General features: G+C 54.4%; 8 protein-coding genes. 6 read left to right on the top strand and 2 right to left on the bottom strand.

From position 1 onward, the window contains the following. Nucleotides 1-50: 50 nt before the first annotated feature. Nucleotides 51-836 carry a helix-turn-helix domain-containing protein gene (locus RSX24_RS20285; protein WP_236414579.1) on the top strand — a complete coding sequence of 262 codons (786 nt, stop codon included), beginning with the start codon at nucleotides 51-53 and terminating at the stop codon, nucleotides 834-836. Nucleotides 837-963: 127 nt separating this feature from the next. On the opposite strand, the gene asd is transcribed toward RSX24_RS20285, so the two are convergent. Together asd and RSX24_RS20275 are read right to left on the bottom strand one after the other, a co-directional pair. Then, a complete protein-coding gene (gene asd, locus RSX24_RS20280; RefSeq protein ID WP_343261654.1) occupies nucleotides 964-1758 on the bottom strand; it encodes an archaetidylserine decarboxylase in 795 nt (264 codons plus the stop codon). A gap of 85 nt (nucleotides 1759-1843) precedes the next feature. Continuing rightward, a complete protein-coding gene (locus RSX24_RS20275) occupies nucleotides 1844-2974 on the bottom strand; it encodes a YheC/YheD family endospore coat-associated protein (protein WP_343261653.1) in 1131 nt (376 codons plus the stop codon). Nucleotides 2975-3329: 355 nt separating this feature from the next. Between RSX24_RS20275 and RSX24_RS20270 the strand changes: the two genes are divergently transcribed. The 5 genes from RSX24_RS20270 (at nucleotide 3330) to RSX24_RS20250 (ending at nucleotide 14060) form a co-directional block, all read left to right on the top strand. After that, a complete protein-coding gene (locus RSX24_RS20270; RefSeq protein ID WP_343261652.1) occupies nucleotides 3330-10088 on the top strand; it encodes a WIAG-tail domain in 6759 nt (2252 codons plus the stop codon). Nucleotides 10089-10565: 477 nt separating this feature from the next. Beyond that, nucleotides 10566-11462, top strand: coding sequence for a glycosyltransferase family 2 protein (locus tag RSX24_RS20265; RefSeq protein ID WP_438286866.1), 897 nt, complete (start codon nucleotides 10566-10568; stop codon nucleotides 11460-11462). A 106-nt stretch (nucleotides 11463-11568) separates the two neighbouring features. Then, nucleotides 11569-12564 carry a glycosyltransferase gene (locus tag RSX24_RS20260; protein WP_343261650.1) on the top strand — a complete coding sequence of 332 codons (996 nt, stop codon included), beginning with the start codon at nucleotides 11569-11571 and terminating at the stop codon, nucleotides 12562-12564. Next, nucleotides 12561-13325 carry a glycosyltransferase family 2 protein gene (locus tag RSX24_RS20255; protein ID WP_236414567.1) on the top strand — a complete coding sequence of 255 codons (765 nt, stop codon included), beginning with the start codon at nucleotides 12561-12563 and terminating at the stop codon, nucleotides 13323-13325. The genes RSX24_RS20260 and RSX24_RS20255 overlap by 4 nt, the downstream gene beginning before the upstream one ends. Nucleotides 13326-13328: 3 nt before the next feature. After that, nucleotides 13329-14060, top strand: a complete 732-nt coding sequence (locus RSX24_RS20250; RefSeq protein ID WP_236414565.1) for a sugar phosphate nucleotidyltransferase — start codon at nucleotides 13329-13331, stop codon at nucleotides 14058-14060. Nucleotides 14061-14153: the final 93 nt, after the last annotated feature.

Below are 14153 nucleotides of genomic sequence, written 5' to 3'. Positions count from 1 at the left end.
ACAGTATGGCACGCATGAAGAGAGATCAACATTCAAGGGGGAGTGGCGACATGCTGCAGGCATCGCCGTCATCTTTTGTTATTTTGCCCGCAGTCGCCAAAATTGTCTGCGAGCCGGGCTGGAAGTGGCAGAAGCGGGAAAAACCGATGCAGAATTACGATTTGTTTTATGTATGGAGCGGTGAAGGTACGGTTGTCCTTAATGATCAGCCGTATGAGGTGGGCAAGGGCAGTTGTTTCCTGTTTCGGCCGGGAGACCATACCAGTGCGACTCATAATCGGCAAAAGCCGCTTGTGCTCACGTACATTCATTTTGATGTGGAGGGGCATGTTACGGAAACTCCGCAGCCCTACCGTACGGTACAGGAGACGGTGGAGTTTGAGCATCTGCTTGCCCGGTATGTGAGGCTGTTTTTGTCCGATGTGTACGGACGGGAAGAGGAGAGCAAGCTGATTCTGAAACAGCTTATGATTCATCTGCTGCGGGCCGATACGGAACCGCCTGCCGAACGGAAAGTAAGCAACCAGCTCTCCGATGTGATCCAGGAAGTCGCCAATTATGTCCGGCAGCATCCCGGAATAACCCATCGCGTGGAGGATCTGGCAGCTCGTGCGGGATTATCCCCGCGATATTTTTCCATCAAATTCAAGGAACTTGTCGGTTCCTCCGTGCAATCGTACATTATCCGCATGCGCATTGAGCGTGCCGAGCATCTGCTCGTGCATACAGGCATGAACGTTACCGAGGTGGCCGATGCGCTCGGGTATCGCGACATTTTTTTCTTCAGTCGTCAATTCAAGCAATACACCGGCAAAAGCCCATCCGAGATCCGTTAGGTTAATGACGGTTTACAATCTCAACACCACGTAATGGGAGAAATGCGGCGGACGGGTTTTCCGATCAAACCAAAAAAGGCACAGTACCTGGTTCAGGGGCTGTGCCTTTTTTGCCTGCGTTCAGTCGTTATGGATTGACCCGTTTAAACCGTCCAAGAAGTGTTCCCATTTTGACGGTATCTCCAGGCTGCAAGTCCGTTCGAGGTTCAAATGTCCCGCTTTGCGTTAACAGGACGACGGTTGAACCGAACTCGAAATAAGCCAAATCATCGCCTTGTGCCCAGGCACTTTTTGTTTCATCGGCGTATTGGATGCTGCTTACGTTCATGGCGCCGACCTTGACGACGGCCACTTCGCCAAAATCGTGAGCAATGTAGGTAATCAGCCGTTCATTCCGGCTTAACACCGCTCGCATATGGGTGAGTCCGAAATCGTTCACGGGGTAAACCTTGCCTTTAACATGCTCCGTCTCGATTTTGTGGCCGCTTACGGGTGCATGAATGCGGTGATAGTCGCGAGGGCTGAGGTAAAGGACAAAGGCATAACCATGTTTGTACTTCTCCTGGTGGGGAGAATGGTTCAACAGCTCGGCAAGTGTATAATTTTGTCCCTTCACGTTAAGGAGCGTGCCCGAAGAGATGGGTCCGGAGGCCGTGATTTTGGCATCGACCGGACTGATCAGAGCATGCTCCGAAAGATCAAGCGGGCGCATGCCAGGCTTTAATTTCCGCGTGAAGAAATCATTCAGTGAACGATAGTCCTTCCAGTCCATTTCGGCTTCATGCAAAGGGATGTCGTATGTTCGAACAAAATAAGGGATAAAGGCCTTGCTTATCCTGCTCTTGGAAAATCCCCCTACGGTTTGAGAGATCCATTTGCGAGAAGAAAGCTCGGTCATTAACCGTAACAGCGTTTTTGCCATGAATATCCCCCTTAATTAATGCAAAACATCAGGATCGGCAATGGCCAACCATTCTGCATAATATTGACACAGAATGCAAGCGAAATCAATACAGGCCCCTATGATACGTTTGGGTTTGGCGGGAAATGCGGGCGTTTTGTTCAAGCAGCAGACGGCCGTAGGCCATCGGTTCCCGATAACTGGCCATCCAGTGTTCATTCATCCCGGCTTTGCGAAAGCCGTAACGTTGGTCTCTTCCGTTGCATTCGATAAAATAGATCCTTCCCTGTTCAGTCACGCCCATGTCCAATCCAAGGTCGGCCAAATGCGGCAGGTTCGCCGAAAGGGTGTAGGCCACCTGGAGCGCAATGGAACAAATCGAGTCTTCGAGCTCGGCGCGGGCCAGAGTGGTTGAATCGCTGTCCAGCACGTCTCCGAGCTTCATGACTTTTCCGCCTTGCGCGATGTTGGTGACAAAGGTATGCGCAGGAGCGGCTTTGGCAAACATGCCGGTCACTTGCCACAAACCGTCTTTTCCGCGCTGCACGGATATACGCAGGTCGACGGGCCTTCCCTTGTAACGCAGCAGTGGAATTCGTTCCTCAATCAAATAGGCATGGCGGAATATTCGCCGAAGCGCAGTCGATGGCAGCTGGCCCTTGTGCAGGCGGAAGGTAGCCCATCCCTTTCGTGAAGCCTTGGATTGACAGGTTAAATGCCATTGCCCTTCTTTTTTGAACAAACGCATGATTCCATGGCCGATGCTTCCGCTGCACGGTTTGATAATGAGATCGTCGAATTGGTCCATCATATGAGCCAAAGATTGCTGCGTGGCCCTTTGCGCATAAGGCAGATGTTCACGCAAAACCGGATTTTGAAACAACATGTCATGGATGTAGTCTTTGCGATAACGGTTGCGGACGTTGTAAATCTGGATGCCTTGCAGCAGCAACTGGGCAATTTTGTGCTGTTCCATCCGGCGCAGCTGGAAAGCGCGATTATGAATGACCGCAGGAAGGGGTATCCTCCGCCGGACATAAGTTTCCCCTATGCGGATATAGGCCAAGCAGGTTTTGCTTTCGGGATGGATATCCTCCAGCCGCAGGAAACAGGGCACCAAATTGTAGAGTGCCGCTGCCATCTCATAATTGACGAGTGATTCTTGGCCGGTTTTGCCATTCGGTATGCCGCGGTACATCCGTGTATCGAGCAAAATGCCGATCAGTTCTTGCGGCATTGATTATTCCCCCTTTCGAGTAAATGCGAGAAGTATTACTTACGAAGCCGATATGTTGGCGAACGAATGCAGATTGAATCACGTTTATTTTTGGCAATGCTTACATGCAGCAGTCATGTTTCTTGGGTGTGTGCCAACGGTGTATATAGATATCGTATGACGCCGCCGGACCGATGCTTGGACACCCGCCTGACCGGCATGGAGGGGGACAGCCTATTTCATACGGGACAGGTTGTTTGCTCTTTCTCGTGCAGAGGCTGCTCCTTTCTGCGCCAATGTCTCCAAAGATAGTGGCATATGCCCAAATCAGCGCATATGATGGCGGAGACGAAGGTTAGAGGAAGGAGCAAGCTGCATGAGTAAAAAAGGGAGAAAAAAGGCCCAGACGCCGAAACTTCGTCATCTGAGCCCCACATTTAGGGAGCTGGAGCTGACGGAACGCCGCACTAGTCCGGTTCGTTCAAGCTTTGCTCTCGAGAAGGATGATCGTTTGAATGCCCATGTTCCGTCATCGAAGGAGCCAGACGGACCTCTACAGCCATCCGATCCCGCATTGCCGGAAACCGATGAACCATCTGGAAATGCGCAGCAGCCCGAAATTCATGTTGAAGTCGTTCAACCGCCGCCGGAAACTGCGGTTACGGAAGCTGCGCAGGCAACTGCTCTCGAGAAGGATCAGATGAAAGTCAGCAGCGTAGCCCAATGGTCCGCGGAAGTAGAAGACAACAAGCAGGAAGGACTCACTGCCGGAGAAAGGCTCAAACAGTTGAGGCAAAACCAGATGCCCGGCCAAGTCGGACATTATATTTACACCGATGACTTAAGCGAGCATGCGGTTACGGAGAGCCGGTTGGCCCCGCTGTCCGTGGATGCAAGCAAACTGAAGCCGGGTGCCGTTGGAAGCGAGGCTCTTCAGGACTATGCCGTAACGAGCATTCATATCGCTGACGGAGCGATCCTGTCCGCCAAGCTTGCCGAAAATTCCGTGTCGGAGGAGCATTTGATTGATGGTTCCGTATCGGGCCACAAAATCCGAAACGCCTCGATTTCGGGGGATAAAATCAGGGATGGTAGCATCACGTCGCAGAAGCTCGGCAATCAGGTCATCGATGCCTCCAAAATCGCAGACGGATCAATCAGTGCAAGGCATTTTAATCACATGGTCATTACCGAGGATCTGATTAAAAATCAGGCCATCACCGGAGAAAAGATTGCTGTCAGCAGCATTGATACCCGTCATTTGGCCGGAGGGGCCGTGCATACCTCGAAGCTTGCCGACGATGCGGTTACAACGTCCAAAATCCGTGAAGGCGCGATAACGGGCAGCAAGATCGAAGAACAATCCATTACGTCGGCACACATTCAGACAGGGGCTATTCAACAAAGTCATCTTGCCGAAGGTTTGGTGGGAAGACCTCAACTGGCGGACGAAAGCGTTGGCAGCAAGCAGATTGAAGAAGGCGCGATCGAAATGAGGCATATTGCACCGGGTGCGCTAAACGGCAGACACTTGGCCAGCGGTTCCATCAGCCAAATTCAGATTGGTGCTTATGCGGTGGGGCGGGACCAAATTGGACCAGGGGAAGTGCAAAGCGAGCATTTGGCGGAAGGAGCCGTCATCGGCTCAAAGATCGCGGATCAGTCAATCGGAACGGCGAAGCTTCTGGAACAAGCGGTGACGGCCTCCAAAATCGCGGATCAAAGCATTGTTTCCTCCAAAATCGCCGACGAGGTCATTCAGGGAAAACATCTGGCCCAGGCTTCCATTCGTGCCGAACATATCGCCAACCGGGGAATTACTCCAGTCCACATCGACAATGCCGCGATCCATTCCATTCATATCGCTTCAGGAAGCGTGGAAGCTGTGCATTTGGCAGACGGCAGCGTTTCGGGTGCAGCATTGGCAGAGAATGCGGTGTCTACCGAACATCTGTCCGAAGCATCCGTCGGAACGGATCAGATCCAAGACGGAGCGATCACGGGTAAAAAACTCGCTGAAGGAAGCGTGACATCAGACAAACTGGGACCGGCATCGGTCAATGGCAAAGTTCTGGCACCAGGCAGCGTTTCGACAGTACACCTTGCCAATGGCGGAGTGACGAGCAGTCACCTGTCTCCAGGCAGTGTAAGTTCAGAGGCGTTACGGCCGTATACGGTAAAATCGGAGCATCTGACCGAGCGTGCTGTAGGAGCCCCTCATCTGCAGCCGGGGAGCGTGCAGACGTCGGCGCTGGCTAAAGGAGCCGTGACGGGAGAAAAGCTTGCACCAGGCAGCGTAGCTTCTGCACAAGTGGCAAATGGCTCGATTTTCCCTCCGCATTTGACGGACCATGCCGTCACTTCGCCAAAGCTGTCTCCGGAAAGTGTGTCCACTGATAAAATTGCCGATCAGGCGGTGACGTCGGCCAAACTGGCGGACGGCAGTGTGAACTCTGCCAAAATAATGGCCGAGAGCATTGCGCCCAAACATATTCCGACAGGTACGATTCACGGATACCATTTGAAACAGCATGTGGTTTCCTTGGAGCATTTGGCAGATGAGGTTCGTTCCCCTGATTTGTTCGCCGATGGCAGCATCACCAGCAATAAATTGCAACCGGGTCTGATTCGGGAGGAATATTTGGCTTCAGGTTCCGTATCCGGCACCGCGCTGCAGCCTGGCGCCGTCGGGAAGGAACATCTGCAGGCCTCGGTAGTGGAATCCGCCCATCTTGCCGCGGGCAGCGTGAATTCGGACCATCTGGCCGAACGGATTGTTGGCCCACAGCATTTGCAGGTAGAAAGCATCAATGGCGAGCACATTGCCAGCCATGAGATCAAGGCGCGGCATTTGGCGCCTTCATCGATCAAAGAAGAACACTTGGCACCCCTGTTGATATCGGGAGTCCATTTGCAGCCTGGGCTAATCAGCAGCCTGCATTTGCAGGCGGAATCGACAGGTCCTGTACATCTGCAGCAAGGGGCAGTGAAATCCCGTCATATTGAGGAAGGCGCCGTGCTCTCGCATCACATTTTGGAGCGCAGCATCGGCAATGCCCATCTGGAAGAAGAATCGGTCAGCACAACGACTTTGCAAGATGGAGCAGTGACGGCCTCCAAACTCGCCGATGGCAGCGTGGATGGGCACAAACTGATCGACGGCAGCATCGACACGGTGCATTTGGCGGACGGAGCGGTGCAAGGCAGCAAGCTCGCAGCAGGATCCGTGGGGTTGGATCATCTCGCAGCAGGTGCGATCGACGGCAGCAAACTTGTTGAAGGAAGCATAGGCAGCGTGCACTTGCAAGCAGAAGCGATCAGTTCGGCAAATTTGCAAGATGAAGCAGTGACGGCTTCCAAGCTTGCCAAGGGCAGCGTGGACGGCAGCAAGCTGGCCGCGGGAACGATCGGCCTGGAGCATTTGTCGGCGGAAGTGTTGGAGGGTAGTAAACCGGCCGAAGGCAGCATCGAAACAGCGCATTTGGTGGACGGAGCGGTTGATGGCAGCAAGCTCGCAGCAGGATCTGTAGGTTCGGATCATCTCGCGGCAGGTGCGATCGACGGCAGCAAACTGGCCAAAGGAAGCATAGGCAGCGAACACTTGCAAGCAGAGGCGATCAGTTCGGTGAACTTGCAAGACGGAGCAGTGACGGCCTCCAAACTTGCCGACAGCAGCGTGGATGGCAGCAAACTGGCGGCGGGAACGGTAGGCCTGAAGCATCTGTCGTTAGAAGTGCTGGAAAGCAACAAACTGGCTGAAGGAAGCATCCGCAGCGTGCACTTGCAAGCAGAAGCGATCAGTTCGGTGAACTTGCAAGATGGAGCAGTGACGGCCTCCAAGCTCGCCAAGGGCAGTGTGTACGGCAGCAAGCTCGCAGCAGGATCCGTGGGTCCGGAGCATCTTGCGGCAGGTGCGATCGACGGCAGCAAACTGGCGGCGGGAACGATAAGTCTGAAGCATTTGTCGGCAGAAGTGCTGGAGAAAAACAAACTGGCCGAAGGCAGCATCGGCAGCGCGCACTTGCAAGCAGAAGCCATCAGTACGGCGAACTTGCAAGATGGAGCAGTAACAGCCTCCAAGCTCGCCAACGGCAGCGTGGATGGCAGCAAGCTGGCGGTGGGAACGATCGGTCTGGAGCATCTGTCGGCAGAAGTGCTGGAAAGCAGCAAACTGGCTGAAGGCAGCATAAACACAGCGCATTTGGCGGACGGGGCGGTGCATGGCAGCAAACTGGCCGAAGGCAGTATCGGCAGCGCGCACTTGCAAGCGGAAGCGATCAGTACGGCGAATTTGCAAGATGGAGCAGTGACAGCCTCCAAACTTGCCAATGGCAGCGTGGATGGCAGCAAACTGGCCGAGGACAGCATCAGCAGCGCGCACTTGCAAACAGAAGCGATTAGTTCGGCGAATCTGCAAGATGGAGCAGTGACGGCCTCCAAGCTCGCCAACGGCAGCGTGGATGGCAGCAAGCTGGCGGTGGGAACGATCGGCTTGGAGCATCTGTCGGCAGAAGTGCTGGAAAGCAGCAAACTGGCCGAAGACAGCATCAGCAGCGCGCACTTGCAAGCGGAAGCGATCAGTACGGCGAATTTGCAAGATGGAGCAGTGACAGCCTCCAAACTCGCCAATGGCAGCGTGGATGGCAGCAAACTGGCCGAGGGCAGCATCGAAACGGCGCATTTGGCGGACGGGGCGGTACAAGGCAGCAAACTGGCGGCAGGAACGATCGGCCTGGAGCATTTGTCGGCAGAAGTGCTGGAGAGCAGCAAGCTGGCCGAAGGCAGCATCAGCAGCGTGCACTTGCAAGTAGAAGCGATCAGCTCGGCGAACTTGCAAGATGGAGCAGTAACAGCCTCCAAACTGGCAAATGGCAGCGTGGATGGCAGCAAACTGGCCGAGGACAGCATCAGCAGCGCGCACTTGCAAACAGAAGCGATTAGTTCGGCGAACCTGCAAGATGGAGCAGTGACAGCCTCCAAACTCGCCAACGGCAGCGTGGATGGCAGCAAACTGGCCGAGGACAGCATCAGCAGCGCGCACTTGCAAACAGAAGCGATCAGTTCGGCGAACCTGCAAGACGGAGCAGTGACAGCCTCCAAACTCGCCAATGGCAGCGTGGATGGCAGCAAGCTGGCAGCAGGAACGATCGGCTTGGAGCATTTGTCGGCAGAAGTACTGGAGACCAACAAACTGTCTGAAGGCAGCATCGACACGGTGCATTTGGCGGACGGTGCGGTACAAGGCAGCAAATTGGCTGAAGGCAGCATCAGCAGCGCGCACTTGCAAACAGAAGCGATCAGTACGGCGAACTTGCAAGACGGAGCAGTGACGGCCTCCAAACTCGCCAACGGCAGCGTGGATGGCAGCAAACTGGCAGCAGGAACGATCGGCCTGGAGCATTTGTCGACAGAAGTGCTGGAAAGCAGCAAACTGTCTGAAGGCAGCATCGAAACGGTGCATTTGGCGGATGGTGCGGTACAAGGCAGTAAGCTCGCAGCGGGATCTGTGGGTCCGGAGCATCTCAAGTCAGGTGCGATCGATGGCAGCAAGCTGGCAGCAGGAACGATCGGCCTGGAGCATTTGTCGGCAGAAGTGCTGGGAAGCGGCAACCTGGCCGCAGGAAGCATCGGATCGGAGCAACTGGCAGATGGCTCCATTGATGAGAACAAACTGGCCGAAGGCGCCGTATTCTCCTATCACATTTCCGATGGCAGCATTGGTCGTGTTCATTTGGAAGAGGAAGCTGTCGGAACGTTGAACTTGCAAGATGGCGCGGTCACGCTTTCCAAGCTGGCTCCAAGCAGCGTGGATGGCAGCAAACTGGCCGAAGGCAGCATCGATACGGTGCATTTGACGAACGGTGCGGTGCAAGGCAGCAAGCTCGCAGCTGGATCCGTCGGTTGGGAGCATCTCGTGGCAGAATCCATTGATGGCAGTAAACTTGTTAAGGGAAGCATCGGCTCGGAGCAACTGGCAGATGGCTCCATTGATGAAAACAAACTGGCCGAAGGCGCCGTATTCTCCTATCACATTTCCGATGGCAGCATTGGTCGTGTTCATTTGGAAGAGGAAGCTGTCGGAACGTTGAACTTGCAAGATGGCGCGGTCACGCTTTCCAAGCTGGCCCCAGGCAGCGTAGACGGCAGCAAACTGGCGGCAGGATCGGTTGGTTTGGCACATCTGGCAGCAGATATCATCGAAAACAGGGAACCTGCAAAAGCGAGCATCAACACAGAGCATTTGGCAGACGGAGCGGTACAAGGCAACAAGCTTGCCGCTGGCTCAGTACGCGCGGAGCATATCGAGCTAGGTTCGATCGACGGCAGCAAACTGGCGGACGGTTCCGTGCAATCGCACCACATTTTGGATGGCAGCATCGGCAGCTTGCACTTGGAAGAAGAAGCGGTCGGCACGCTAAACTTGCAAGACGGATCGGTTACCGGTCCAAAACTGGCAAATGGCAGCGTGGATGGCAGCAAACTTGGCAAACAAAGCATAAGTTCCCTTCACTTAAATGGGGGGATCGTGGGGACGGAGCATTTGAGTGCGGAAGTCTGGGAGGCGATTCGCCAACTCAGCGGAGATACGTTGGAACAATTGGTTGCCGCCAAGCAGCAGGAAGAACAAGAGTCGGAAAAGGCAGCAGCATTTACTCTAAAAGACGAACCGATTCAGGATTCGAACCAGGTGGACGTACAACCGAATCCGGAGCCGGCTGCCGACGTAAGGGAAAGCCTCGAAGCTGCAGAACGGATCAGTGAAAATTCCGTTCGGGGGGATCACCTGTGCGAGGATGCGGTGGGTAGCCGGGAGCTGAAGGCAGGGGCCGTAACCCCAAAACATTTATCTTTCCATCCGGTGCGAAGTTCCAGCCGCCAGCCGATCGTTCAACAGTTCGGCATGGAAGCCTTCATCCTGCCTGAAGAAGATTCCTCGGTCGAACTGACGGTAATATTTGAAGAAGCTTTTGCATCGGAGCACTACGTCATTGTGGCGATGTGCAATGACCGGGGATTTCAGGTATCGCTCTTGTCCCAGAGCGAAGACGAAGCAGTGTTGGAAGTTACACGTACAGCAGGATGCAAGCACACGTACGGACTGTTGTCATGGATCGCGGCCGGTCCGTCGTTATAACGGGGATAACAGCCGTTAATGCTGCAAAGGCGGTATCCGGGAAAATCCGGAATGCCGCCTTTTTTACTATCTGTATAAAGATTGTCCTGTCAGAATCACCAGGGAAGGCCAGGTCAGTATAAAGGGGCAGTCCCGTATGTCATGCCCGTATTCCATGCCCGGAGGCCGACGGCCCGGAACACTTTTTGCAATGGTTGTCACAGCGAATGAGTTGGGTCCATACAAGTCGAGTGCAGGCTGAATGATATCAGTTTTGGCAGCCGGATATTTGGACGTGGCTTCAAAGGGGGGATCACCGAATGGTAAAGCAAGTGGAACGGCTTTGTCGGCTGTTTCCATAAACGATCCATGTCGAAACGGACGGAGCAAGTCATAAGTGAAGAAAACTGCTCAAGGGCGAATGCCGTTTCCACTTCTCCACAGATACATAGAATACTGTGTGCTCCTTTGGCGATGGATGATGAAAGAATACGGGAGGTGACCATATTGCAGAATCGGAGACGGAAGGTTGGTGCTGTCGTAAAGGCAAGTGCAGGACGAAAAAAGAATCGCCGGAGAAGAGACGTCCGAAAGACGGGGATTTCCAACAAATCCAAACGCCGAAGGTATGTTCTGCCCCGTATAGGTCTGCCTAATTCAGGAAACCCGTTGCTTTCGGTCATTATTCCAGCCATGAATGAGGAGAAAACCGTCCGCAGGGCGGTACGCGAAGCGAAGAGAATCAGCCCGAGCACCGAAGTGATCGTTGTCGTCAACGGTTCTACGGACCGTACGGCGGCATTAGCCGCAGGCGCGGGCGCACGAGTACTTGTCCATGACGATGCCCTCGGCCATGACGGAGGACGGCGCGTAGGCGCAACGGAGGCATGCGGCGATATCCTGCTCTTTACCGATGCGGATATCGTTATTCCCGCCGAACAAATGGCGCCTTTCGTGCAAGCGATTGTTGACGGAACGGATGTGGCTCTTAATGACTACACCGGGCCAATAAAGCGCAATCCCGTGCATCCGGTCATAGAGGCTAAGCATGCATTGAACATCATATTGGAAAGACCGGACCTTAAAGGAGCTTCCCTTACTGCCATACCTCACGCGATGAGCCGCAAGGCACTGGAAATCATCGGCGTGGAAGCGCTGGAAACTCCGCCGCTGGCCTTGGCAAAGGCCGTGGATGCGGGACTTCGGGTACGGGCGGTGCATCATGTTCCTGTCGGCAAAATGAACCGGCTGCGCGCCTTGAAGCGATCAGGGCCAGACCCGTTGGAAAAAATCGTGCTGAACGATCATCTGGCCGCGATCCGATGGATTACGGGTCATCGCGGTCCACGAGGAGGATTTCCCGATTTGAACCGTGTCCGCGCTTTGGCAAGATGAGCAGGTCGGAGGTGAAACCATGAAGCAGCAAACGGGGCGACGTAGGCCCGCAATAAATAGAAGAGTGCGTCGGAACCGCAGAATCCATAAAAGGAAACGTCCGGGGATGGCTATCCATCCATACGCAGTAAATTTGGATGTCTTTCGAAGGGCGGGACAACAAGCAGGCCAGGCTGCCCCCGAAGAAAGGGAGGCATTCATCAGGCATGCATTCCAGTCATGGCATGAACACGGCAAGGCGGTCGAGGGAACGTTTCCCACGTACGATAGTGCGATTTTGGCAGGCAAGGCGTTCATGGAAGGATACGCTCATGCCGCCGGCCGCAATCTCGATCTGGTCCCTTTGCTGCTGCGCCGCCCGGCTGCGGCCGTAGTCTGTGCCTGCAATGAAGAGCAGACGCTTCCGCAAGTGCTGAGACAGCTGAAACGTTTGCCTTTGGAGGATATTATCGTTGTGCTGAATGGAACGAAGGATAACAGTTTGGAACGGGTGATTTCCGAGAAAGGCATCACAATTGTTTATGAACCGGAACGGGCCGGACATGACGTGGGCCGGGCATTGGGAGCCAAAATGACGATGGCGGATTCCGTGCTGTTCGTGGATGGGGACATGGTGCTTCCTGCCGAACAGCTTGCACCTTTCCTGTACGAAATCGACCGTGGAAGCGATGTTGCGCTGAACGATATCTCCTCGCTGATTCCTCCTTTTGCAAGGCAGGATGAAGTTAGCCGCATCAAGGCCTATCTCAACCGTACATTGGGAAGGCCGGATCTTGGCTCCAACTCCATGACCGCCGTCCCCCATGCAGTATCCCGCCGCATGATCGATACCGTCAAACCGGAATCGCTCGTTGTGCCGCCCAAAGCGCAAACCCTTGCCATCCATCATGGTCTGGCAATAGCTGCTCCCGCACGGGTTGACGTTATCCGGACCAATCGTTTGCGCAAGTCGAATATCGGCAGCGGCAACGAGGTTGCGAAGCTGATCATCGGCGACCATCTTGAAGCGTTGGCGGTTTGGCTGAAATTGTCGGAAGAAAGCGGGAGGATTTCGCCGGGCATTTCGCGTATCGAAGTGGCCTACAGGAGGAACGGCAGATGACATTGACCAGTATCATTATTCCTACCTATAACGGCCTGGAGCTGTTGAAGTCTTGCATCGCGGCCATTCGCCGGCATACCGACGACGCCACGCCGTATGAAATTGTCGTGGCGGATAACGGCTCGACTGACGGAACGGCCTCCTTTTGCGCGAGCGAACGGATTCGTTTCGTTCGTTTGCCGGCCAACCGCGGATTTCCGGCAGCTTGCAATGCGGGCATGCGTGCTGCATGCGGAGATGACCTGCTGCTGCTGAACAACGACGTAACCGTAACGCCCCGCTGGCTTCGCAATCTTCATGCTGCCTTGCATAGCGATGCCGGCATCGGTATCGTTGGTCCGATGACCAATTATGCAAGCGGCATTCAGCAGGTCAACGTGGATTTCCGGGATATGGAGCATTTTCAGGAACTGGCCGCCGTGAATAACCAACCCGATCCGGGCAGATGGAGAGAAGTCCAAAGGATCGTGGGATTATGCATGATGTTTCGGCGAGACATGATGGAGAACGTGGGTCTTTTGGATGAAGCGTATTCCCCGGGGCACTACGAAGATGACGATTATTGCTATAGAGCCCGTCTGGCAGGCTACCGGCTGCTCGCGTGCGGCGATGTGCTGGTCCACCATCAGGGCAGCGCAAGTTTCAAGAAAACGGACCGGGATCAGTGGAACCGGTTGATTGAACGGAACAGAAAGCTTTTTATCCATAAGTGGAAAGTGGATCCGCTTGACTATGTTGACCATCAGACGAAGGAGGGATAAGGAATGAAAGGTGTCATTCTTGCAGGCGGAACGGGAACAAGACTATATCCCTTGACTCGCCTGATCAACAAACACCTGCTTCCGGTCGGCAAACATCCGATGATCGCATACGGACTCGACAGACTCCGCCAGGCGGGAATCGAAGATATCATGATCGTGATGGGCACTCATTCTGCGGGTTTGTACACGGAATTTCTGGGAAGCGGCAAAGAGTACGGCGTCAAGCTCACCTATCGCATTCAGGAGAAGGCCGGGGGGATTGCGGAGGCCTTGAACCTGGCCAAAGGTTTCGTCGCACCCGGCGAAAAGTTCGTTGTACTGCTTGGTGATAACCTGTTCAGCGATGACCTCAAGCCTTATGTGGAGCGCTATATGGCACAACCGGCAGGGACAGCACGGGTCCTTTTGAAAGAGGTGGACGATGCCCGGCGTTATGGGGTGCCTGTGTTCGACCCGGCAAACCCGGAGCGGATTGCCCATATCGAAGAGAAACCCAGTCAGCCGAAAACTTCGTATTGTGTCACCGGGATTTATATGTATGATGATCATGTTTTCAATTTCATTGCCGGCATCTCGCCGTCGGCGCGCGGAGAATTGGAAATCACCGACGTGAATAACCATTATGCTGCCGCCGGAAGCTTGGAGTACGATATATTGCAAAATTACTGGACTGATGCAGGCACCTTTGAATCGTTGCAGGAAGCGGCCGTCCGCATGAAAGGACAGCTGCCATAAGTCGATGAGCCACAGTTGCCGCCATGCGGCACCTCGATCGGGTGGATGAACCGCGCTGGAGCCCCAATGCTCCGGCGTTTTGTGCAGTGGCAC

It is taken from the genome of Paenibacillus hubeiensis, assembly GCF_032334105.1.
Lineage (GTDB): Bacteria > Bacillota > Bacilli > Paenibacillales > Paenibacillaceae > Paenibacillus > Paenibacillus hubeiensis.
Note: the sequence above shows the minus strand (reverse complement) of the source record. Positions and strands in the feature narration are given on the sequence as shown.

Excerpts from the sequence above, each read along its gene's own strand:
- RSX24_RS20285 (WP_236414579.1), top strand. The coding sequence starts at position 51 with ATGCTGCAGGCATCGCCGTCATCTTTTGTTATTTTGCCCGCAGTCGCC.
- asd (WP_343261654.1), bottom strand. The coding sequence starts at position 1,758 with ATGGCAAAAACGCTGTTACGGTTAATGACCGAGCTTTCTTCTCGCAAA.
- RSX24_RS20275 (WP_343261653.1), bottom strand. The coding sequence starts at position 2,974 with ATGCCGCAAGAACTGATCGGCATTTTGCTCGATACACGGATGTACCGC.
- RSX24_RS20270 (WP_343261652.1), top strand. The coding sequence starts at position 3,330 with ATGAGTAAAAAAGGGAGAAAAAAGGCCCAGACGCCGAAACTTCGTCAT.
- RSX24_RS20260 (WP_343261650.1), top strand. The coding sequence starts at position 11,569 with ATGGCTATCCATCCATACGCAGTAAATTTGGATGTCTTTCGAAGGGCG.
- RSX24_RS20255 (WP_236414567.1), top strand. The coding sequence starts at position 12,561 with ATGACATTGACCAGTATCATTATTCCTACCTATAACGGCCTGGAGCTG.
- RSX24_RS20250 (WP_236414565.1), top strand. The coding sequence starts at position 13,329 with ATGAAAGGTGTCATTCTTGCAGGCGGAACGGGAACAAGACTATATCCC.